Origin of the sequence: Citrobacter sp. RHBSTW-00524, assembly GCF_013747755.1 — a bacterium.
In the GTDB taxonomy this organism is placed as follows: Bacteria; Pseudomonadota; Gammaproteobacteria; order Enterobacterales; family Enterobacteriaceae; genus Citrobacter; species Citrobacter braakii.
In genome coordinates this window covers 1,632,025-1,652,793 of sequence record NZ_CP056421.1, presented here as the reverse complement: position 1 = coordinate 1,652,793, position 20,769 = coordinate 1,632,025, and the positions used below count along the sequence as shown (strand labels likewise).

Annotated in this window: 19 protein-coding genes and 2 pseudogenes; 8 read left to right on the top strand and 13 right to left on the bottom strand. The window is 53.5% G+C overall.

What is annotated here, in order from left to right; all coding sequences use genetic code 11:
• Positions 1–33: 33 nt before the first annotated feature.
• Positions 34–1,170 (bottom strand): 4-phosphoerythronate dehydrogenase PdxB, encoded by a 1,137-nt coding sequence (gene pdxB, locus HV229_RS07885; protein WP_016153863.1) that lies wholly within the window; start codon positions 1,168–1,170, stop codon positions 34–36.
• Positions 1,171–1,278: 108 nt separating this feature from the next.
• On the opposite strand from pdxB, the gene flk reads away from it, so the two are divergent.
• Positions 1,279–2,280, top strand: a complete 1,002-nt coding sequence (gene flk / locus HV229_RS07880; RefSeq protein WP_181547695.1) for a flagella biosynthesis regulator Flk — start codon at positions 1,279–1,281, stop codon at positions 2,278–2,280.
• Here the strand turns inward: flk and HV229_RS07875 are convergent.
• Positions 2,277–3,455, bottom strand: a complete 1,179-nt coding sequence (locus HV229_RS07875) for an MFS transporter (RefSeq protein WP_016153865.1) — start codon at positions 3,453–3,455, stop codon at positions 2,277–2,279. The genes flk and HV229_RS07875 overlap by 4 nt on opposite strands.
• 401 nt (positions 3,456–3,856) lie before the next feature.
• Here HV229_RS07875 and HV229_RS07870 point away from each other — a divergent pair.
• The 3 genes and pseudogenes from HV229_RS07870 to HV229_RS07865 all read left to right on the top strand — a co-directional run bounded on the left by HV229_RS07870 (position 3,857) and on the right by HV229_RS07865 (position 4,906).
• A pseudogene (locus tag HV229_RS07870) lies at positions 3,857–4,106 on the top strand (helix-turn-helix domain-containing protein).
• Positions 4,107–4,261: 155 nt separating this feature from the next.
• Positions 4,262–4,357, top strand: a pseudogene (locus tag HV229_RS26265) (hypothetical protein); the annotation flags it as partial.
• A gap of 24 nt (positions 4,358–4,381) precedes the next feature.
• Positions 4,382–4,906, top strand: coding sequence for a YbjP/YqhG family protein (locus tag HV229_RS07865; RefSeq protein WP_181547693.1), 525 nt, complete (start codon positions 4,382–4,384; stop codon positions 4,904–4,906).
• 53 nt (positions 4,907–4,959) lie between these two features.
• Here HV229_RS07865 and fabB read toward each other — a convergent pair whose 3' ends face one another.
• Complete coding sequence (gene fabB, locus HV229_RS07860; protein WP_016157055.1) at positions 4,960–6,180, bottom strand: beta-ketoacyl-ACP synthase I; 1,221 nt, start codon at positions 6,178–6,180, stop codon at positions 4,960–4,962.
• A gap of 159 nt (positions 6,181–6,339) precedes the next feature.
• On the opposite strand from fabB, the gene mnmC reads away from it, so the two are divergent.
• Complete coding sequence (gene mnmC, locus HV229_RS07855; RefSeq protein WP_181547228.1) at positions 6,340–8,340, top strand: bifunctional tRNA (5-methylaminomethyl-2-thiouridine)(34)-methyltransferase MnmD/FAD-dependent 5-carboxymethylaminomethyl-2-thiouridine(34) oxidoreductase MnmC; 2,001 nt, start codon at positions 6,340–6,342, stop codon at positions 8,338–8,340.
• Between the two features lie 103 nt (positions 8,341–8,443).
• Here the strand turns inward: mnmC and HV229_RS07850 are convergent, their stop codons facing one another.
• The 6 genes from HV229_RS07850 to prmB are packed head-to-tail and all read right to left on the bottom strand — an operon-like array spanning position 8,444 to position 12,997.
• Positions 8,444–8,722, bottom strand: a complete 279-nt coding sequence (locus tag HV229_RS07850) for a YfcL family protein (RefSeq protein ID WP_016157057.1) — start codon at positions 8,720–8,722, stop codon at positions 8,444–8,446.
• A 32-nt stretch (positions 8,723–8,754) separates the two neighbouring features.
• Positions 8,755–9,303 (bottom strand): elongation factor P hydroxylase, encoded by a 549-nt coding sequence (locus HV229_RS07845; RefSeq protein ID WP_016153873.1) that lies wholly within the window; start codon positions 9,301–9,303, stop codon positions 8,755–8,757.
• Positions 9,303–10,112: a sulfite exporter TauE/SafE family protein gene (locus tag HV229_RS07840; protein ID WP_016153874.1), complete on the bottom strand. Its 810-nt coding sequence runs from the start codon at positions 10,110–10,112 to the stop codon at positions 9,303–9,305. The genes HV229_RS07845 and HV229_RS07840 overlap by 1 nt, the downstream gene beginning before the upstream one ends.
• Positions 10,112–10,936, bottom strand: a complete 825-nt coding sequence (mepA, locus tag HV229_RS07835; RefSeq protein WP_181547226.1) for a penicillin-insensitive murein endopeptidase — start codon at positions 10,934–10,936, stop codon at positions 10,112–10,114. The genes HV229_RS07840 and mepA overlap by 1 nt, the downstream gene beginning before the upstream one ends.
• 3 nt (positions 10,937–10,939) lie before the next feature.
• Positions 10,940–12,025, bottom strand: a complete 1,086-nt coding sequence (gene aroC, locus HV229_RS07830; RefSeq protein ID WP_003028170.1) for a chorismate synthase — start codon at positions 12,023–12,025, stop codon at positions 10,940–10,942.
• Between the two features lie 39 nt (positions 12,026–12,064).
• A complete protein-coding gene (prmB, locus tag HV229_RS07825; RefSeq protein ID WP_016157058.1) occupies positions 12,065–12,997 on the bottom strand; it encodes a 50S ribosomal protein L3 N(5)-glutamine methyltransferase in 933 nt (310 codons plus the stop codon).
• Between the two features lie 166 nt (positions 12,998–13,163).
• On the opposite strand from prmB, the gene smrB reads away from it, so the two are divergent.
• Together smrB and tnpA are read left to right on the top strand one after the other, a co-directional pair.
• Positions 13,164–13,715: an endonuclease SmrB gene (gene smrB / locus HV229_RS07820; protein ID WP_016157059.1), complete on the top strand. Its 552-nt coding sequence runs from the start codon at positions 13,164–13,166 to the stop codon at positions 13,713–13,715.
• 184 nt (positions 13,716–13,899) lie between these two features.
• Positions 13,900–14,358 carry an IS200/IS605 family transposase gene (gene tnpA, locus HV229_RS07815; protein ID WP_079778750.1) on the top strand — a complete coding sequence of 153 codons (459 nt, stop codon included), beginning with the start codon at positions 13,900–13,902 and terminating at the stop codon, positions 14,356–14,358.
• A 148-nt stretch (positions 14,359–14,506) separates the two neighbouring features.
• Here tnpA and sixA read toward each other — a convergent pair whose 3' ends face one another.
• From sixA to HV229_RS07795, 4 genes are all read right to left on the bottom strand, one after another.
• Positions 14,507–14,992: a phosphohistidine phosphatase SixA gene (sixA, locus tag HV229_RS07810; protein ID WP_003028179.1), complete on the bottom strand. Its 486-nt coding sequence runs from the start codon at positions 14,990–14,992 to the stop codon at positions 14,507–14,509.
• Positions 14,993–15,200: 208 nt separating this feature from the next.
• Positions 15,201–17,348 carry a fatty acid oxidation complex subunit alpha FadJ gene (gene fadJ / locus HV229_RS07805; RefSeq protein ID WP_181547224.1) on the bottom strand — a complete coding sequence of 716 codons (2,148 nt, stop codon included), beginning with the start codon at positions 17,346–17,348 and terminating at the stop codon, positions 15,201–15,203.
• Positions 17,348–18,658 carry an acetyl-CoA C-acyltransferase FadI gene (fadI, locus tag HV229_RS07800; protein ID WP_016153879.1) on the bottom strand — a complete coding sequence of 437 codons (1,311 nt, stop codon included), beginning with the start codon at positions 18,656–18,658 and terminating at the stop codon, positions 17,348–17,350. The genes fadJ and fadI overlap by 1 nt, the downstream gene beginning before the upstream one ends.
• A 170-nt stretch (positions 18,659–18,828) precedes the next feature.
• The gene (locus HV229_RS07795; protein ID WP_003834838.1) at positions 18,829–19,113 is read right to left on the bottom strand and encodes a YfcZ/YiiS family protein; all 285 of its coding nucleotides are present in this window, start codon (positions 19,111–19,113) and stop codon (positions 18,829–18,831) included.
• Positions 19,114–19,484: 371 nt separating this feature from the next.
• Between HV229_RS07795 and fadL the strand changes: the two genes are divergently transcribed.
• On the top strand, positions 19,485–20,765 hold the full coding sequence (fadL, locus tag HV229_RS07790) for a long-chain fatty acid transporter FadL (protein WP_181547222.1): 1,281 nt from the start codon (positions 19,485–19,487) through the stop codon (positions 20,763–20,765).
• The last annotated feature ends 4 nt before the right edge of the window (positions 20,766–20,769 follow it).

Here is a 20,769-nt window from a genome sequence, read left to right as displayed (position 1 = left end):
TCGCATTATTCGACAGGGAGCATTAAGAAGACATTAATGTGCCGGGTGATAAACAGCGTTAAAACCCAGCTTACATAGCAAGGCAGCAGCCGTTGCGTCGTCACACATCACGTATAAAGACGACCATTCACGGCGCTCAAGATAATTTTTACGCAGCTTATCAAACTCACCCGGAATTCCAGCGACTTTACGCAGCGGCGCATCATCGCGGCGCACATCATACACTAAATGCACCAGCCTTTTCAGCGTTGGCTGATCTAACGGGCCATGCAGAGTGATACGACCAAATTCCGGCGCAGGTAACAGGGTATTGAGCGCAACGTGTTGTTCGCGACCAATAAACTTGCTAAAAGCCTCAAAGACCTGCGTGGTGCCGCGCGCTTTTCCTTCCAGGGTATACCCGGCAATGTGCGCCGTGCCGATATCGGCTTTCTCCAGCAATGCCACATTGAGATCCGGCTCCCCTTCCCAGACATCCAGCACGACGCTCAGCGACTGCCCGGCATTCAATCGGTTCAGCAATGCCGTATTGTCGATGACTGGCCCGCGGCAGGCGTTGATCACAATGGTGCCCGGCTTAAGCCGGCTAATCAGCGCATCATCTGCCAGGTGCAGCGTTTTGTACGGTCCGTCTTTAAACAACGGCGTATGGAAAGTCAACACATCGGCTTGCTCTACCAGTTCGTCCAGCGAGCGAAAATCTCCCTCGTCACCGCGATCGGCTCGCGGCGGATCGCACAGCAGCGTGCGGATCCCCAGTGCTTCCAGACGTGCCTGCAAACGTCCGCCCACATTGCCCACGCCTACGATGCCTACAGTACGATCGCGTAACGCAAACCCGTCGCGCTCCGCCAGCATCAGCAACGCTGAAAAAACATATTCTACGACCGCAATCGCGTTACAGCCGGGCGCTGCGGAAAAGCCGATCTTCGACTGCGCAAGCCAGGCTTCATCCACATGGTCCGTGCCTGCGGTTGCCGTGCCGACAAATTGAACCGGTTTTCCGCTAAGCAGTGATTCATTTACTTTCGTCACCGAGCGCACCATTAAGGCATCCGCATCATCCAGTTCGGCAACGGGAATCGGGCGACCGGGAACCGCTTTGACCTCCCCCAAACGACTGAACAGTTCGCGGGCATAGGGCATATTTTCATCAACGAGGATTTTCACGTCTTTCGCACCTGTTTGAGAACGAGAGTTAACCGGGCAAGTGTGCCATAATCTCGCCGCCAGGCATACTGCGAGACCTGGTCAGCACAGATTTAAGGAACAGAGATGATGCAGCCCATTTCAGGTACACCCGCACGCCCTCCCGGCGAAGGCCAAAATGCCCCTTCTGCTGCGGGTGAACAACCGTTATCCACGCAACAACGTACCGTGCTGGAACGACTGATTACCCGTCTGATTTCACTCACCCAACAGCAAAGCGCCGAGGTGTGGGCCGGAATGAAGCACGATCTGGGCGTCAAAAGTGATACACCGCTGCAATCACGTCACTTTCCTGCCGCGGAGCAAAACCTGAATCAGCGGCTGGGTATTGCTCAGCAAAATCATGCTAATCGTCAGGTTCTCTCACAGCTCACTGAATTACTGAGTCAGGGAAATAACCGCCAGGCGGTAAGTGATTTTATCCGTCAGCAGTATGGGCAAACGGCGCTCAGCCAGCTCACGCCTGAGCAGTTGAAGAACGTGCTCACGCTGCTGCAACAAGGGCAGCTTTCTATACCGCAACCGCAACAGCGCCCGGCCACCGATCGTCCGTTATTACCCGCAGAGCACAATACGCTGAACCAGTTGGTTACCAAACTGGCGGCGGCCACGGGAGAGTCAGGTAAGATGATCTGGCAGTCAATGTTAGAGCTGTCTGGCGTAAAAAGCGGTGAGCTGATCCCCGCCAAACAGTTTACTCATCTGGTCACCTGGCTGCAGGCGCGCCAGACGCTCAGCCTGCAAAGCGCCCCGACGCTACAAACGCTCCAGGCGGCCCTGAAGCTGCCATTAGAGCCGAATGAGCTGACGGCAATAAAAGAGTACGCGCAGCAGACGTATCAGATCCAACCACAAACGATTCTGACCACGGTGCAAGTGCAGGACTTGCTGAATCAAATCTTCCTGCGCCGCGTAGAACGGGAACGCGAGCTAAACGATCCGCGCCATCTTCAGCCTATTTACAGCCCGTTCGCGCCGATGATTGAAACGGTTAAATCTCTGTCGGCACGACCGGGACTGCTGTTTGTCGCGTTAATGATCGCATTAGCCATTTTCTGGCTGGTCGCTTAACCTTTGCGCAGCGTAAGCAGCGTCACGACAATCCCCACCACGGCGGATATCGCTCCGGCAAGGAATACCGAGGGATAACCGTACGCGGTGGCCAGCACCCCGGCGACCGGGCCGCTTATGCCGTAGGAGATATCCTGAAACGCGGCGTAACCGCCCAGCGCCGTACCGCGAACCTGCGCGGGCACTCGCTTCACAACCTCTACGCCCAATGCCGGGAAGATAAGCGAACACCCTGCCCCGGTTAGTGCCGCCCCGAGCAGCGCAATCCATGCTGATGGGGCCTGCCACAGCAGAATCAGCCCCGCGGTTTCAACCAGTAAGGAGACAACGGCTACCTTCACGCCTCCGAACCGATCCGGCATCCAGCCAAACAGAATGCGCATCAGCACAAACGCCCCGCCAAACGCGGTCAGGGTGAACCCCGCCATCGTCCAGCCGTTGCTGACAAAATAGAGTGAAATAAACGTACCGATCACCGCAAAGCCAACGCCCTGCAGCGCCAGGCCCAGGCCCGGTTTCCAGATAAGCCCTACCACGCTCCATAACGAAGGGCGTTCTCCTGCATGAGCAGGCACTTTGCGAACGGTGCCGTTGAATGCCCATGCTAGCAGCGGTAATACCATTGTCGTTCCCGCCAGCGCCGCAAAGCCAAAGTGGCTATGGATCAGCAAGCCCAGCGGTGCACCGGCGGCCAGCGCACCGTAAATCGCCATCCCGTTCCACGACATCACCTTACCCGAGCGTGTTGGACCGACCAGCCCAAGCCCCCAGGTCAGCGTTCCGGTGAGCAGTTGGCTTTCGCCAAAACCGAGGATCAAACGCCCGACGATTAACAATGCAAATTTTACAGGGACAGAGACAGGCAATAGCGCGGCTAACAACCACGCCGCGCCCGCCAACCCACAGGCAAACATCCCCTGTAGCGCCGAACGTTTGGCGCCATATTGATCGGCTAAGCGCCCGGCGTAGCCGCGCGTTAATACCGTTGCCAGAAACTGTACGCCTACGGCGATACCAACCATGGTGTTGCCATAGCCCAGCTCCTGATGCACAAACAGAGGAATAACGGGCAAAGGTAGGCCGACCGTCATATAGGTCAGGAAAACTGCAAAAGCGATACGAAACAGCGAAAAGTTCGCCGAAGGTGTTTTTTCTTGTTGGGTTACAGCTGTCATGCGTTACTCCAAAATGCAGAGTAAGGCGAGGAATGTCCACGCCCCCTCTACCTGACTTTCAGGATTAAGGTGCGTTGGATAACGTTAAACGCTTACGCATTATCAGATAGATAATGTTGAGTGCGAAGTCTGCCTGTGAGCCACTAAATTTGTCAACCCTGAAATCTCACCAGGTTGGTTCATGGTAAAGACGACTTTTCGTCTTTACCATGAACCAACCTTTTGCCATTAATTTCTTTCCTTTCTGCCTGTGGAATAAAAAGTTTTCCTTTTGCGCGAAATTTTAGTTTTATTCTGGCAATATTCCAGTGACAAAAAAGAAAGTAACGTTATTTTGTTACTCTGGTTTATACCCTGAAAAAAATATCGGCACCGATAACACATTTACTTAGGTTCACAGAATGGAACACAAAAGCCAAGACAGGCATCGTGCAGATATTGAAAGTGCACTGAAAAAAAAGAATCACGCTCAGAGATCTTTCTCGTGCGGCTGGATTATCACCCGATTCACTGCGCAATGTATTTACCCTAAGCTGGCCCAGAGCGGAACAGTTCATTGCGCAGGCGCTCGAAACCTCGCCAGACGTGATTTGGCCAGCATGCTATCCACGCCAGCAGCCAGAGGATAAAACAAGTAATACTGAATATTAAATAGATCACTCGTAATTTATCGAGCATATAAATTAATAAATATCCCAGCTTAATATATTGAGAATATTAATAGCACTATTTGCCATTTCCAATTGCGTAAATACTGTTAAAGCATCACGTAATTGCTATTACGTATGTTATTAACAGGAGTAGTTATGAGTTGGGATAAAAAGGTGGCGGTCAATTACGCCAAATCGCACGCGAGTTCATATTCACAAGGGCGCGGTGCGGAATATACCCGCAAAGCCGTCATACACCATTTACAGGAAGAAGTAATGAAAGCCTTTCCACTGATTGTTCTCATCCTGCTGATTTGTGGCTGTACCCCTTCTCACCGTGACAGCACGCAGGATGTGAAACAGTTCTATCTTTCGTGGATGAAGAACTACACTCAGGAGCCGGATGCGCCCCGCGAAACATCAGCATTACTGCAACGCTATGTCGCCAAAGAGGTTATCGGGCGTCTGGCGCTAATTGATACGCTTTATGAGCAGGAGATCATGCAAGCGGACTACTTTATGTATGTGCAGGATTACGCACCAGCATGGATCCCGCTGTTGCGGGTTGGACAGGCGCAGCCATTCCTCGGCGGTGAAAAACTGAACCTGCAGTTAGGCACTGAGTCAGCCCCTATTCAACTGGAGGTATATACCCGTTGGGAGGAAGGACGGTGGAAAATTTATCGTGTCCGGGATGCGGGTCGTCATTACGAGCAGCCCATTTACAATGCCGGAGAGATTACGCGAGCCAGAGCATGGTCCGCTGAGATCGCGCCGGAATACGAAAAAATGCCGAATTAAACACAGTAAAAAGGGAGCCTGTTGGCTCCCTTTTTTCGTATTCAAGCTGAGACTTACGCCTTCAGCTTACGCATAACCAGCGTAGCGTTGGTGCCGCCAAAGCCGAAGCTGTTGGACATCACGGTGGTCAGCGCCTGCTCGGTCGGTTTGGTCACGATGTTCAGACCTGCCGCCTGCTCATCCAGCTCTTCAATGTTGATGCTTGGCGCGATAAAGCCATGTTCCAGCATCAGCAGAGAGTAGATAGCTTCCTGCACGCCAGCCGCGCCCAGTGAGTGACCGGTCATCGCTTTGGTTGCGGAGATTGCCGGGCTGTTATTGCCAAACACTTCGCGGATTGCGCCCAGTTCTTTCACGTCGCCTACCGGAGTCGAGGTACCGTGAGAGTTCAGGTAGTCGATCGGCGTGTCTACACCGTGCATCGCCATCTGCATGCAACGTACTGCGCCTTCGCCAGACGGAGCAACCATGTCTGCGCCATCGGACGTTGCGCCGTAACCGACGATTTCCGCATAGATGTGCGCGCCACGTGCCAGAGCGTGCTCCAGTTCTTCAACCACGACCATACCGCCGCCGCCAGCAATAACGAAACCGTCGCGGTTTGCGTCATAGGTACGGGAAGCTTTTGACGGATCGTCGTTGTATTTGGTAGACAGCGCACCCATGGCATCGAATTCACACGCCATTTCCCAGCACAGCTCTTCGCCGCCGCCAGCAAAAACGATGTCCTGTTTGCCCAGCTGAATTTGTTCTACCGCATTGCCGATGCAGTGCGCAGATGTCGCACAGGCAGAACTGATGGAGTAGTTTACGCCGTGGATTTTGAACGGCGTTGCGAGGCAGGCAGAAACGCCGGACGCCATCGCTTTGGTGACCACATACGGGCCAACCGCTTTCAGACCACGTGGGCTACGCATTGCGTCAGCGCCGAACACCTGAAAACGTGGGGAGCCGCCGCCGGAACCTGCAATCAGGCCAACGCGCGGGTTGTTCTGGTAATCTTCTGCAGCCAGGCCGGCATCAGCCACTGCCTGCTCCATTGATAGGAATGCATAGATGGATGCGTCGCTCATGAAGCGCACTACTTTGCGGTCAATGAGGCCAGTGGTATCCAGTTTTACGTTGCCCCAAACGTGGCTACGCATGCCGGAGTCCTTCAGCTCCTGAGAGAAAGTGATCCCTGAACGTCCTTCACGCAGAGATGCCAGGACTTCCTGCTGGTTATTACCGATGCTGGAAACGATGCCCAAGCCAGTAATCACTGCACGTTTCATTCAATACCTCTGTAAGTCGCACTATTTTAAAGTTTCGAGAGGCACAATAGCGTACACTTGTACGCCGAACAAGTCCGATCAGCCATTTTATGTGGAAATTTGCGCAGCCAGGCACTCATCGCTAAGATCGGGACACAGCCTGTCAGACGAGTAACTTACGTGAAACAATACGCTATACAACCTGCCAACCTTGAATTCAACGCTGAGGGTACACCTGTTTCCCGAGATTTTGACGATGTCTATTTTTCTAATGATAACGGGCTGGAAGAGACACGTTACGTCTTTCTCGGCGGTAACCATCTCGCCCAACGATTCCCTGCGCATTCACGTCCCCTCTTCGTGGTGGCAGAAAGCGGGTTTGGCACCGGACTTAACTTCCTCACGCTCTGGCAGGCATTTGCCGATTTTCGCGATACCCACCCTGAAGCTACCCTGGAAAGATTGCATTTCATCAGCTTTGAAAAATATCCGCTGACGCGTGAAGATCTCACCTTAGCCCACCAGCACTGGCCAGAACTTGCCCCGTGGGCCACGGCACTGCAAGAACAATGGCCGCTGCCGCTGGCGGGATGTCATCGCCTGCTGCTTGATGATGGGCGCGTCACGCTGGATCTGTGGTTTGGCGATATTAACGAACTGACCAGTACGCTGGATGACTCTCTGAATCAAAAGGTGGACGCCTGGTTCCTGGACGGTTTCGCACCGGCAAAAAACCCGGATATGTGGACGCCAACGCTGTTTAACGCGATGGCCCGACTGGCTCGTCCCGGCGGGACGCTGGCAACCTTTACATCGGCAGGCTTTGTACGTCGGGGGTTGCAGGAAGCCGGATTTACAATGCAAAAATGCAAAGGCTTTGGGCGCAAACGCGAAATGCTCTGTGGCGTGATGGAACAGACTCAGACGCTCACGTCCTCGGCGCCATGGTTTGCGCGTACGGGAACAGATAAGCGCGAAGCCGCCATTATTGGTGGAGGAATTGCCAGCGCATTGCTGTCACTGGCGTTATTGCGCCGCGGCTGGCAGGTCACGCTGTATTGCGCCGACGATAAACCTGCCGGGGGCGCATCCGGTAATCGCCAGGGGGCGCTCTACCCCCTACTTAGCAAACATGACGCAGCCATTAATCTCTTTTTCCCCACTGCGTTTACCTTCGCCCGTCGACTGTATGACGCCCTCCCCGTTGAGTTCGCGCATGACTGGTGCGGCGTGACGCAACTCGCGTGGGATGAGAAAAGCCAGCAAAAAATCACCCAGATGCTGTCCCTTGAACTGCCCGCTGCGCTCGCCGTCGGGGTTGACGCACAGCAGGTTTTACAAACAACAGGTGTGGAAACCGGATGCGGCGGGATTCAGTATCCGGCCGGAGGATGGCTGTACCCGGCGCAGTTAACCGCCGCGGTACTGGACTATGCAACAACCCTGGGATTACGCACCCGCTACCAACATACGCTGGCCTCACTGACTCGCCAGACAGCAATCTGGCAATTGCAGTTTTCCAGTGGAGAAACCGCCTCTCACGCAGCAGTCGTTCTGGCTAACGGCCATCTCATTAGCCGCTTTGAGCAAACGCAGCCGCTACCGGTGTACTCCGTGGGCGGTCAGGTGAGTCATATTCCCACCACACCTGCACTTTCAGCGCTACGTCAGGTGCTGTGCTATGACGGCTACCTCACGCCGCACAACCCGCAAAATCAGCAGCACTGCATTGGCGCCAGCTATCATCGAGGGAGTGAAGAGACAGCGTATCGCGAGGACGATCAGCAACAAAACCGTCAACGCTTAATCGACTGCTTCCCGAACGCTGTGTGGGCAAAAGAGGTAGACGTTAGTGACAATGCCGCCCGCTGTGGGGTGCGCTGCGCCACGCGCGATCACATGCCAATGGTCGGCAACGTCGCGGACTATGACGCCACGCTCAGCCAGTACACCACACTTGCTGCAGACAAAGAGCACGCCGTAAGCGCGCCGGTTTATTCCGATTTATTTATGCTGGGCGCGCTGGGATCGCGCGGGCTGTGTACTGCCCCGCTGTGTGCAGAAATTCTGGCTTCGCAAATGAGCAATGAACCGATTCCCATGGATGCCAGCACGCTGGCGGCGCTAAATCCAAATCGTCTGTGGGTCAGGAAGTTATTGAAGGGTAAAGCGGTGAAATAAAAGAATGGCCTGATGACGCCACGCTGACCAGGCCTACAACCACCCCAACAAGGTAGGCCGGATAAGACACCAGAGCGTCGCCATCCGGCACAATTTACCGCAATTATTGTGCAGTAGCCTTCTGGAACAGAGTGTCCCACATTTCTTTCACTAACGCTTGGTCACGCGGCGATAGTTCGCCTGCGCTGATGGCTTTTTCCAGGCTGCTGGTCACATTGGCGTACAATGCCTCAGCGGAATGGTCCTCGCCAGCGTCCAGTTCGGCCACGGCCAGCGTCAGGTGTCCACGCAAATAGCCACTGGCAAACAACTCATCATCGCTGGCGTGCTCTACCATATCGTCGATTAATGCCAGAATGCGTGATTCAAACTCCGCGATCATCTTCTTTCCTCATTGTAAACGTGGCAGCGACTTCAGTTGAGCGCTTCGGGCCACGGGAATTGTTCCGCCTTAAGTTCAGGCGTGTGATAATAATTCTGTAACGCGTTAATGAAGCGCGCCGGACGTTCAGGGATCCCCTTTTCCAGGTACTCCATCACCTGAGCATGAACACGGCGCTGGAATACCACGCGATCCGGTTCAAAGTCCCCTTCAAGGTTGTCGCAACTGACGTTAAACGGGTAGCCCGCCGCCATGCAAAACAGCCAGTCAAACGCCTGTGGCTTCACTTCCACATCTTCAAACTGGCATTGCGTCTTCGCGTCGCGTCCGTCCGGACAGTACCAGTAACCGAAGTCGACCAGTTCACGCCGCGCCTTACCGGCGATGCACCAGTGTGAAATTTCGTGTAACGCGCTGGCGTAATAGCCATGCGCAAAAACAATACGGTGATACGGTAATTCCGCATCCGCAGGAAGATAGATCGGTTCGTCATCGCCTTTAATCAGACGGGTATTAAATTCATCGGCAAAGCAGCCGTTAAAAATCTCAATTAACTGTTCGTAGTGATGGGTATTATTCATTAGTTCATCCCCAGCCAGTGGAGAATCTCCTGTCCATGATTATCATAAAGTAGCTTGGCGCTCATCACGGCGGAGACAATGACGATCATTGGCCGAATGAGTTTTTGTCCTTTACTGAGCACCAGCCGTGAGCCCATCCGTGCGCCAATAAACTGGCCAATGAGCATCACAAATCCGGTCGCCCAAATCACTTTGCCGCCGAGGGCAAACAGCAACAGCCCGCCGATATTCGATGTGGCATTTAATACTTTGGCGTGGGCCGTCGATTTCGCCAGGTTGTAGCCGCACAGCATGACAAAGGCCAGCGCGTAGAACGACCCCGCAGCCGGACCAAAAAAGCCATCGTAAAAGCCGACGCAGCCCCCGGCCACCAGCGCGAAAGGCAACCCATGCAACCGACGCTGGCGGTCCTCCTCCCCCACTTTCGGCATCAACAGAAAGTAAAGGCCAATACAGATAACCAGAACCGGCAGGATCTGGCGCAGAATATCTGACTGCACGTGCTGAACCAACAGCGCGCCGCTCATTGAGCCGATAAAAGTCATGAAGATATTGAGCTTTTGATCCGCCAGATTAACCACGCCCCGGCGAATAAAATAGAGGGAGGAAGAGATAGATCCTCCACAGGCCTGTAGCTTATTGGTGGCCAGCGCTTGCGCGGGTGGCATCCCGGCCGCCATCAATGCCGGGATAGTGAGTAAACCACCGCCTCCGGCCAGAGAATCAATAAAACCTGCCAGCATCGCCACGAAAAAAAGCACACCTAACAGCAGCGGCGACACCATAAACAGAGAGGCAAAATGATCCATTAGAGTACATGCTCGTCCAGTAGCGCCTGGCAGGAAGGCGGCAACGGCGGCGGTGTCTTCTTCTCAGGCTTGGTGGTTCCAGGTTTCGGAGGTTCGAACCAGCTTTGCAGCTCCGCACCGCAGCCGTCACCCGGTGGTGGTAACGGTTGATCTTCGCACTCAAGACTGTCGGCAGGACAACGCAACCGTACGTGCATATGCGCACGATGCTGGAACCATGGCCGCACTTTACGCAACCAGTCCCTGTCGGTCCCTGCATCCAGACAAAGTTGCTGCTTAATCGCCGGATTCACGAAAATACGCGTGACTTCATTATCTTTTGCCGCCAGCCTGATCAGGCTGAAAATCTCCGGCTTCCAGAGTGACGGCACGACACGTTTGCTATCCTGTGAGACCAGATCTAACGCCTGCGGCCGCAGCAGTTGCGACTGGGTCCAGCGGGTTTTCGGCAGTTGCAGGAAAATATCTACATCCAGTCCCGTCTGGTGGCTGGCGTGACCGCCATTGAATCGCCCACCGGCCGGCATGCCCATATCGCCGATTAACACCGTACCCAGCCCCAGATTGTTGGCCTGATTACTCAGACGCTGGATAAACATCACCAGATCCGGATGGCCAAAGTAACGGCGCTGATCGGTGCGCATCACCTGATAGTGTTCTGACTGTACAGGCAGCGTATCTGCGCCAACAATACAGCCATTGGAGAACGCGCCGATAGACTGCGCGCTGCCTGCAACCGGATGGGTAATTTTCTGCCAGGGCGTCGCCGCCAGACAGGCGGTGCTGGCAAACAGAGCCAGCGCCGCAAGTGCCGTTTTTTTCATCTCTTACCAGCGTGGAATATCGGTCTTCACGTCCGCATTTTGCGCCCGCTGACGCAGCAGGTGATCCATCAACACGATCGCCAGCATCGCTTCGGCGATTGGCACGGCGCGGATCCCAACACACGGATCGTGACGACCTTTGGTGATCATTTCGACTTCTTCACCAAAGCGATTAATAGTGCGCCCTGGAACGGTAATACTCGAGGTCGGTTTCAGCGCCATATGAGCAATGATTTGTTGCCCACTGCTGATCCCACCAAGAATGCCGCCCGCATGATTACTCTGGAAACCTTCTTTGGTGATTTCATCACGGTTCTGGCTGCCGCGCAGTGCAACAACGTCAAAACCGTCGCCAATCTCAACGCCTTTAACGGCGTTAATGCTCATCAGCGCGTGAGCGATATCAGCATCCAGGCGGTCAAATACAGGTTCGCCGAGACCCGCTGGTACGCCGCTTGCAACCACGGTCACCTTCGCCCCGATGGAGTCGCCCTCTTTCTTCAGCCCACGCATCAGTTCGTCCAGCGCCTCGAGTTTATCCGGATCTGGACAAAAGAACGGGTTAAGCTCCACCTGGGACCAGTCTTTGATCTCCAGCGGAATATCACCCATCTGCGTCAGACAGCCGCGAATTTCAACGCCGAATTTTTCCGCCAGATATTTTTTGGCAATCGCTCCGGCCGCAACGCGCATCGCCGTTTCACGTGCGGATGAGCGTCCGCCGCCACGGTAGTCACGCAGGCCATACTTCTGCTCATAGGTATAGTCGGCGTGTCCTGGACGAAAAACGTCCTTAATCGCGCCGTAATCCTGTGAACGCTGATCGGTATTTTCGATCAACAGGCCAATGCTGGTGCCGGTGGTAACGCCCTCGAACACACCGGAGAGGATTTTCACCTGATCCGGCTCACGACGCTGCGTAGTGTAGCGCGATGTGCCCGGACGGCGTCTGTCGAGATCGTGCTGCAGGTCAGCTTCTGTCAGAGAAATGCCCGGCGGAACACCATCGACAATACAACCGAGCGCCAGCCCGTGTGATTCACCGAAAGTGGTTACGCGAAAGAGTTGCCCAATTGTGTTTCCTGCCATCACGGCTCCGTTATGAGTGTTGTGTATGTGCGCGTGTATTTAGTCTTTATAAATGCTGAAGTGCTCGCGAGCAGCAACTAACTGCTCTTTGGTCAGCATGAATACACCTTCACCGCCGTTGTCGAACTCCAGCCAGGTGAACGGTACATCCGGGTATTGCTCTATCAGATGTACCATGCTGTTTCCGACTTCACAAATCAGAATACCGTTATCTGACAGGTAGTCCGGAGCGTTACCCAGAATGCGGCGGGTAAGTTTCAGTCCATCGCTGCCGGACGCCAGACCCAGCTCAGGTTCATGACGATATTCGTTTGGCAGATCGGACATATCTTCCGCATCGACATACGGCGGATTGGTCACAATCAGGTCATACTGGACTTTCAGCAGATCGCGGAACAGATCGGAACGGATCGGCGTAACATGATGGATCAGGCCGTGCTCTTCAATATTGTGTTCGGTCACCGCCAGCGCGTCGGTGGAAATATCCACCGCATCCACTTCAGCCTCCGGGAAAGCATAGGCGCAGGCAATGGCAATACAGCCGCTGCCGGTACACATATCCAGGATATGCTGCGGCTGCTCATTAATAAGGCCCGCAAAGCGGTTATTAATAAGCTCGCCAATCGGCGAACGTGGTACCAACACGCGCTCATCAACATAAAACTCATGCCCGCAGAACCAGGCTTTGTTGGTCAAATAAGCGACCGGAATGCGCTCGTTGACGCGGCGAATCACGCGTTCAACAATGCGATGGCGCTCGCTGGAAGTCAGACGCGCGGTACGCATATCTTCTGGAATATCCAGCGGCAGATAAAGTGACGGCAGCACCAGTTGTACGGCCTCGTCCCATGGGTTATCCGTGCCATGGCCATACCAGATGTTCGCCGCGCTAAAACGGCTGACCGCCCAACGCAACATGTCCTGAATGGTATGCAGTTCACTCACTGCTTCATCGACGAAAATTTTATCCACGTATTCCTCCAGGGCATGCTCGTATTAATTTCGGCGGCTAGTTTGCCACGAAGACGGCGATAAATCAGCATTCACACAGGGCCTGAGCGCGAAAATTGCGTTTTAAGCGATCGGATGCCCGCCGAGTCGGGTTAAACTAACGAAAAATAAAAGATGAGACTCTCGAATGAAAAAGAAAACATCGCTCAGCGAGGAGGATCAGACGCTGTTTCGCCAGCTGATGACCGGCACGCGTAAAATTAAACAGGACACCATTGTTCACCGACCGCTACGTAAAAAAATTACCGAGGTTCCGGTTAAAAGGCTGCTGCAGGAACAAGCTGATGCCAGTCACTATTTCTCGGACGAGTTTCAGCCGCTGCTGAATACGGACGGCCCGGTAAGATATCTGCGTGCCGACGTCAGCCATTTCGAACTGAAGAAAATGCGCCGTGGCGATTACTCCCCGGAGCTGTTTCTCGATCTGCACGGGCTGACCCAGCAGCAGGCCAAACAGGAGTTAGGCGCGCTGATTGCCGCCTGTCGTCGTGAGCATGTGTTTTGCGCTTGCGTAATGCATGGCCACGGAAAACATATTCTTAAGCAGCAAACGCCGCTCTGGCTGGCGCAGCATCCGCACGTGATGGCCTTTCATCAAGCGCCAAAAGAGTACGGTGGCGACGCCGCGCTGCTGCTGCTGATTGAAGTGGAAGAGTGGCAACCACCCGAACTTCCCTGATGCAGAAAAACAGAAAGAGCCGCATTTGCGGCTCTTTGATTGTGCACAGAAAACCCCCAGCTAGGCTGGGGGTTCCGGAAAGCTTTCAGCTTTGGGCCAGTTATTAAAACCCCTTTTGATTTGTTAAAACACATTGCGGTCTGGCAACTGCAAATGTTTAACAAGAAATCAAAAGGGGGTCCCAATGGGGGACGAAAAGAGCTTAGCGCACACCCGATGGAACTGTAAATATCACATAGTTTTTGCGCCCAAATACCGAAGACAAGCATTCTACGGTGAGAAACGCAGGGCGATAGGCAGCATCTTAAGAAAGCTGTGTGAGTGGAAAAACGTGCGGATCCTGGAAGCGGAATGCTGTGCAGATCATATTCATATGCTTGTGGAAATCCCACCCAAAATGAGCGTATCCGGCTTTATGGGGTATCTGAAAGGGAAAAGCAGTCTGATGCTGTATGAACAGTTTGGGGATATGAAATTCAAGTACAGGAATAGAGAGTTCTGGTGCCGGGGATACTACGTAGATACGGTGGGTAAGAACACGGTGAAGATACAGGAATACATAAAGCACCAGCTTGCAGAAGATAAAATGGGTGAGCAGTTATCGATCCCTTATGCGGGTAGCCCGTTTACGGGCCGTAAGTAACGAAGTCTGATGCAAATGTCAGATCGTATGCGCCTGTTAGGGCGCGGCTGGTAACAGAGCCTTATAGGCGCATCCGAAAAACCTCCGGCTATGCCGGAGGATATTTATTTTCCGGATGACGGCTGTGCCTTATCCGATTCCAGGCTTTTTAAATCGCTTTTGCCATTTTCAGGTTACACGGGCTCATCTGCCAGTTAAAAGTACCCTTCCCGCTCTCATCAAGCGTTACGCTGGCAATCGCTGATGTGGTAAACATCGGCGGTGTTTCGCCTGGGCAAAGTTCAGACACCAGATACCCCACTAAAGGTAAGTGAGAGATGACCAGCGCCGTGGCGATACCTTCATTGGCCAGAGCCTGTAAATAGGCGCTGACCAGACCGACATCGCCGCAGGGAGTCAGCTCCGGCAAAACATCCACACCGGTTGGCAGGTTCATACACTCCCCCACCACATCCAGCGTTTGTTCGGCTCGTAGGAACGGGCTCACCAGAACACGTTCGATATCCACTTTTTGACCTTTCAGCCAGTTCGCCATCAGGCGAGATTCGTCACAACCACAGGAGGTTAAGGGACGAACCGAATCACTGGCGGCATCGAGGGCTGCGTCGCCGTGACGCATGATAAAAACTTGCATATTGCACCGCTTTTGTTAACCAGAATCACCGACACCTTTATCCATAGCCCCTATTGACCGTGGTAACGATGTGGTGGCCGGCATTGTGCCTTATCCATTCACCGAATGAAACGCTGTTTTTTACCTCAACGGCGTAAGTATAGTCAATCTCTGTTTACATTTTGAGCGCGACCCATACATTCAGTGCGGATTCATCCTACCTTTGACCTCATGAATTCAGGTCAGTTTCCCCATTACTCCAGAATCTTTCACCGCGTTCCGCCATCTGCAATAACTGCTCACACGGCGTAAACCGCGAGCCGTATTGCGTGGTCAGTCGTTGCAGAGCAGCAACCACTTCACCCGCGCCTAGCGAATCCATATACCGGAACGGGCCGCCGAGGAAGGGCGGAAAACCAATACCAAATACAGCGCCGATATCGCCATCACGCGCGCTGCGGATAATCTTCTCATCGAAACAGCGTGCTGCTTCATTGAGCATTAACATGACGCACCGCTCGGCGATCTGCGCGGCGGTGAGTCGGCCCTGCCCCTGGACGCCAATAAGCGTATAAATTGCAGGGTCGACCTGTTTTTTGCTTTTACGCCCTTTCGCTCCATAAAGATAGAAACCCCGACCATTTTTTCTACCTTTGCGATCGTCATTCAAAATTGAAGCAACAACATTTGCAGGCGCGCTAAAACGTTCTCCATATGCAGCCTCAAGCACTGGTATAATTTTAGTGCCCGTGTCAATTCCGACCTCATCCAAAAGTTGGATTGGCCCGACCGGAAAACCAAACTTAACCAGCGCGGCGTCAATGGCTTCAACCCGCTCGCCTTCGGTCAGCATACGAATAGCTTCGTTAATGTATGGCGCTAAAATGCGGTTAACATAAAATCCGGCCTTATCTCTGACCACTATCGGAGTTTTGCCCTGCTTTTTCGCCAGTTTAACGGTTGTGGCAATTGTCTGCTCAGAGGTCGTGGCGTGCGGGATAACCTCGACCAGCGGCATTTTTTCCACCGGGCTAAAGAAGTGCAAACCTATTACTTGTTGTGGCCTGGCAGCGTTCGCCGCAATATCGCCAATCGGCAAAGATGAGGTGTTAGAGGCAAAAATGGTATGAGATGCGCAATTTTGCTCAACTTCTGCCACCATCTGTTGTTTTAACGCCAGATCTTCAAATACGGCTTCAATAACCAGGTCGCGATGAGCGAAGCCACGGTAATCGGTTGATCCCGAAATCAGCGCCAGCTGTTTATCACGCTCGCTGGCTTTGATATGACGGCGGCGAACCTTCGTTTCAAGCTGATCCCAGCTGTACTTCAGCGCGTGGTTGATTCCCTTGGCATTTATATCTTTGATACGCACTGGCAAGCCGCCTTTACAGGCCGTCACATAGGCAATACCGCCCCCCATCAGACCTCCGCCCAAAATGCCTACACTGTTTAGCGGGCCGGGCTTCACATCACTTCCGGGATCCTTTTTCACATCGGTGTTGGCAAAAAAGATGTGCCGCAGCGCCTGAGACTGAGATGTCATCGCCAGTTCGCCAAACGCGCGGGCTTCGGCGTCGTAACCGCTGCTGCTGCCTTGCGCCAGGCCGGTTTCGATGACCTCAAGGATACGTTCTGTTGCAGGGTAGTTGCCCTGCGTTTTTTGCGCCGTCTTTTTACTGGCCATGCGGAATAACAGCGCCCGCCCCAGCGGCCCCGCTAGCACACGCTCTCGCACCGGCAGAGTTCGGTGTGCGGGACTGTCCTTTTTGGCCTGTTCTACGGCCGCTTCCAGCAAAATGGTATGCGGTACAACTTCATCCACTAAACCCACTTTCAGCGCCTGTTTTGCGCGTAGTTGTTTTCCGGTGAGGATCATATCCAGCGCGGTACTGACGCCAATCAGACGGGGCAACCGCTGGGTACCGCCAGAGCCGGGCAGCAGACCAAGCTGCACTTCCGGTAAACCCAGTACGGTTTTAGCATCATCGGTACAAATACGATTGTGGCACGCCAGCGCCATCTCCAGGCCACCGCCGAGACAGGCGCCATGAATTGCGGCGATTACGGGGATCGGCAAGGCATTAATTTCCGCCATAATCTGCTGCCCCTGGCGTGCCAGCGTTTCAGCTTCCTGCGCGCTGCGACAGCGACCAATCATGTTGATATCCGCCCCGGCAATGAAATTATCGGGTTTCGCCGAAATGAACACCACGCCGCGTAATGCTTTGTTATCGCGAATTTGTTTCAGAATGACCCGAACCTGGGAGGCAAATTCCGCCTTCAGGGTATTCATTTTCTCTCCGGGCACATCAATGGTAACAACAGCGACGTTATCCAGACGTACGTTTAGCGTAAAAGCCGATGCCATTTCCATTATTCCGCCTCCAGAACCATTGCCGCACCCAGACCACCTGCAGCACAGGCTGTCACTAAACCAAAACCACCGCCACGACGTCGTAACTCATGGAGAGTTTGGGTGATCATGCGAGCACCGGTGGCGGCGAAGGGGTGTCCATAGGCAATCGATCCGCCCAGCACGTTAAATTTACTGTCATCAACCTCGCCCGTGGCATGCGCCCTGCCAAGCACTTCGCGGGCAAAACGTTCGCTACCCAGCAGTTGAAGATTCGCCAGCGTTTGTGCGGCAAATGCTTCATGCATATCGATCAGGGTTAAATCAGCCATGGTCAGACCCGCTCTCTCCAGGGCAAGCGGCGTTGACCACGCCGGCCCCAACAGCATGTCCTGCCAGACATCGATGGCGGTAAAGGCAAAACTACGCAGGTATCCCAGCGGCACCAGCCCCAACTCTTTCGCACGCGATTCCGTCATCATAATCACGGCGGCTGCGCCGTCCGTTAGCGGGGTACTGTTCGCCGCGGTAACGGTGCCGTGCTTTCGGTCAAAGGCCGGACGCAGTTTGGCGTAATCGGCCAGCGTAGAGTTGCCGCGAATATTGTTATCTTCTGAAAAAGGATCTTTGAAAGGTGGCGCGTAGGTGGTCATCACCTCATCTGCCAGTTTGCCTTCAGACCACGCCTGAGCGGCGCGCTGATGAGAACGGTGCGCCAGGGCATCCTGTTGCTCTCGCGTAATCCCATAAGTTTTGGCCATTTGCTCGGCCGTATCCCCCATGCGTAAACCGGTGGAATACTCGGCGACGGCTGGCGGTACGGGCATCAGGTCACGTAAGCGCAGTCGGGAGAAAAGTTTAAGACGCTGACCGGTAGTCCGGGCCTTATTGACATCCACCAGCACCCGCGCCAACTTTTTGCTAACGCCAATAGGCAGAACTGACGAGGAGTCCGCACCGCCGGCAATTCCTGCGCGAATAGTCCCCGCCATCAGGCTTTCCGCGACATTCGCCACCGCCTGGAAACTGGTGGCGCAGGCTCGGCTTACGCTGTAGGCATCGGTGTGCACATTCATCCCGGTTCCCAGCACGATTTCACGAGCAATATTTGGGGCTTCGGGCATTTGTACCACCTGGCCAAAGACCAGTTGCTCAATCACATCAGCAGAAATTTCGCTGCGCGCCAGCAGCTCGCCAACGACCATTTTCCCCAAATCTACGGCGGGAATGCCATGAAACGCGGTTGCCTGGCGGGCAAATGGCGTACGCAATCCGCTTACGATGGCGATGCGATCGCCCTGGCGGGTAACCAGCGGTAAAGCCTGACTCATAACACTCCCCTGTAAAAAATAAGTGGTCTGACCTGATCACAGTCTTAACCAATTTTTTACATTTAGCCAAGCAGGGAGAAAAGAAAGTGGGAGCTAAGACACAGTGAATAATCACTGACAGTGACGAAAAAGCCCTTGCTACCGGGTAACAAGGGCTTTTAAAGAAGGGATTAACGCAGGCCCAGTTGGAAGATCAGCGTTTCAGCTTCACAGGCAAAAACAAAGTCGATATCCAGACGCACACCTTCAGACTCTTCAGTAAAGGTCGAGGTGATTTGGCAAGGCTCAGATTCCACGCCACGCGCCTTCTCAGTCAGAGCGGCCAGCGTTTCTTCTGCCTCTGCACGATTCGCGAACACACGGCTGTATGACGCGGTGCAATCGGAGTTGTCCATGATGGTGCCAACATCCATACAGCAGCAAACCGGGGTTTCATCAGCACTGCATTTACTCATTGTAGATTTCCTCTGTATTCGCACCTGTGGTGCCAGATAAACGATGGGGATATTTTACGCTCCCATTATTCGCCTCTCCAGTCGTTAATTGTATGAAATGGGATAAGTGACCGAAATCACACTTAAAAATGATCTAAAACAAAAATCACCCAAACAGGTGAGTGTGCATACCCGCAATTTTGCCAGCTGGATCGCGTTTCTGAGATCAGAATTGAAAATATTTATAAACATACTTGCAACATTTCATCTGGTCAGACCTATACTCTCGGCACTGGTCTGATTTCTAAGTTGTACCTCAGACCCTACACTTCGCGCTCCTGTTACGGTATGTAACATTGTTTGTATAAAAATAAATCAATGAGGTTATGGTCATGAGCCAGAAAACCCTGTTTACAAAGTCTGCTCTCGCAGTCGCAGTGGCAATTATCTCCACACAGGCCTGGTCTGCAGGCTTTCAGTTAAACGAATTTTCTTCCTCTGGCCTTGGCCGGGCATATTCGGGTGAAGGCGCTATTGCAGATGATGCAGGTAACGCCAGTCGTAACCCGGCGCTGATTATGATGTTTGACCGCCCTACTTTTTCAGCGGGTGCGGTGTATATCGATCCAGACGTGAATATTTCCGGTAAATCGCCATACACCGGTCGCAGCACCGATGCGGACAACATCGCGCCTACGGCGTGGGTTCCCAATGCTCACTTCGTAATGCCGATCAACGAACAGTTTGGTTGGGGGGCTTCTGTCACGTCAAACTATGGCCTGGCAACCGAATTTAACGACAACTACATCGTCGGCGAATACGGCGGGAAGACCGATCTTAAAACGGTCAACCTGAACCTGAGCGGTGCCTACCGTCTGAATGATAGCTGGAGCTTTGGCGTTGGTTTTAATGCCGTCTATGCCGATGCAAAAATTGAGCGTTATTCCGGTGAACAAACTGCTGCATTGCCAAAAGTCAGCCAGAAAATTGCCAGCCTGAAAGGTGACGAATGGGGTTACGGCTGGAACGCCGGTATTTTGTACGAGCTGGATAAAAATAACCGCTACGGTTTAACGTATCGGTCTGAAGTCAAAATCGACTTCGATGGCGATTACAAGAGCGGCATCCGCACCCAGGCCAACGCGTTACCTGGCGCAGGCACGGCGTTCCCTTGGGGAACCACCAACGCCACCGTCCCAGGTTCTCTGACGCTTAACCTACCGGAAATGTGGGAACTGTCGGGTTACAACCGCGTAGCACCACAGTGGGCTATTCACTACAGCATGGCTTACACCAGTTGGAGTCAGTTCCAGGAACTGAAAGCAACCGGCACCAACGGGCAGACGCTGTTCTATAAAGAAGAAGGCTTCAAAGATTCTTACCGCATCGCGCTGGGTACGACTTATTACATGGATAAAAGCTGGACCTTCCGTACCGGTATCGCCTATGACGATAGCCCGGTTCCTGCGAGCAAGCGTTCCATCTCCATTCCGGACCAGGACCGTCTGTGGCTGAGTGCGGGTACCACTTACGCCTTCAATGATGACGCGTCCATTGACGTAGGCGTTTCTTATATGCACGGCCAGAAAGTGACCGTCAAAGAAGACAAGTATACTTTCGATTCTGAAGGTAAAGCCTGGCTGTTCGGTACCAACTTCAACTACGCATTCTGATTTT

What these genes read in the sequence shown, in the direction of transcription:
- flk (WP_181547695.1), top strand. Translation starts at nt 1,279, where the DNA reads ATGCAGCCCATTTCAGGTACACCCGCACGCCCTCCCGGCGAAGGCCAA.
- HV229_RS07875 (WP_016153865.1), bottom strand. Translation starts at nt 3,455, where the DNA reads ATGACAGCTGTAACCCAACAAGAAAAAACACCTTCGGCGAACTTTTCG.
- HV229_RS07865 (WP_181547693.1), top strand. Translation starts at nt 4,382, where the DNA reads ATGAAAGCCTTTCCACTGATTGTTCTCATCCTGCTGATTTGTGGCTGT.
- fabB (WP_016157055.1), bottom strand. Translation starts at nt 6,180, where the DNA reads ATGAAACGTGCAGTGATTACTGGCTTGGGCATCGTTTCCAGCATCGGT.
- HV229_RS07850 (WP_016157057.1), bottom strand. Translation starts at nt 8,722, where the DNA reads ATGATCGCGGAGTTTGAATCACGCATTCTGGCATTAATCGACGATATG.
- HV229_RS07845 (WP_016153873.1), bottom strand. Translation starts at nt 9,303, where the DNA reads ATGAATAATACCCATCACTACGAACAGTTAATTGAGATTTTTAACGGC.
- HV229_RS07840 (WP_016153874.1), bottom strand. Translation starts at nt 10,112, where the DNA reads ATGGATCATTTTGCCTCTCTGTTTATGGTGTCGCCGCTGCTGTTAGGT.
- mepA (WP_181547226.1), bottom strand. Translation starts at nt 10,936, where the DNA reads ATGAAAAAAACGGCACTTGCGGCGCTGGCTCTGTTTGCCAGCACCGCC.
- aroC (WP_003028170.1), bottom strand. Translation starts at nt 12,025, where the DNA reads ATGGCAGGAAACACAATTGGGCAACTCTTTCGCGTAACCACTTTCGGT.
- smrB (WP_016157059.1), top strand. Translation starts at nt 13,164, where the DNA reads ATGAAAAAGAAAACATCGCTCAGCGAGGAGGATCAGACGCTGTTTCGC.
- tnpA (WP_079778750.1), top strand. Translation starts at nt 13,900, where the DNA reads ATGGGGGACGAAAAGAGCTTAGCGCACACCCGATGGAACTGTAAATAT.
- sixA (WP_003028179.1), bottom strand. Translation starts at nt 14,992, where the DNA reads ATGCAAGTTTTTATCATGCGTCACGGCGACGCAGCCCTCGATGCCGCC.
- fadJ (WP_181547224.1), bottom strand. Translation starts at nt 17,348, where the DNA reads ATGGAAATGGCATCGGCTTTTACGCTAAACGTACGTCTGGATAACGTC.
- fadI (WP_016153879.1), bottom strand. Translation starts at nt 18,658, where the DNA reads ATGAGTCAGGCTTTACCGCTGGTTACCCGCCAGGGCGATCGCATCGCC.
- HV229_RS07795 (WP_003834838.1), bottom strand. Translation starts at nt 19,113, where the DNA reads ATGAGTAAATGCAGTGCTGATGAAACCCCGGTTTGCTGCTGTATGGAT.
- fadL (WP_181547222.1), top strand. Translation starts at nt 19,485, where the DNA reads ATGAGCCAGAAAACCCTGTTTACAAAGTCTGCTCTCGCAGTCGCAGTG.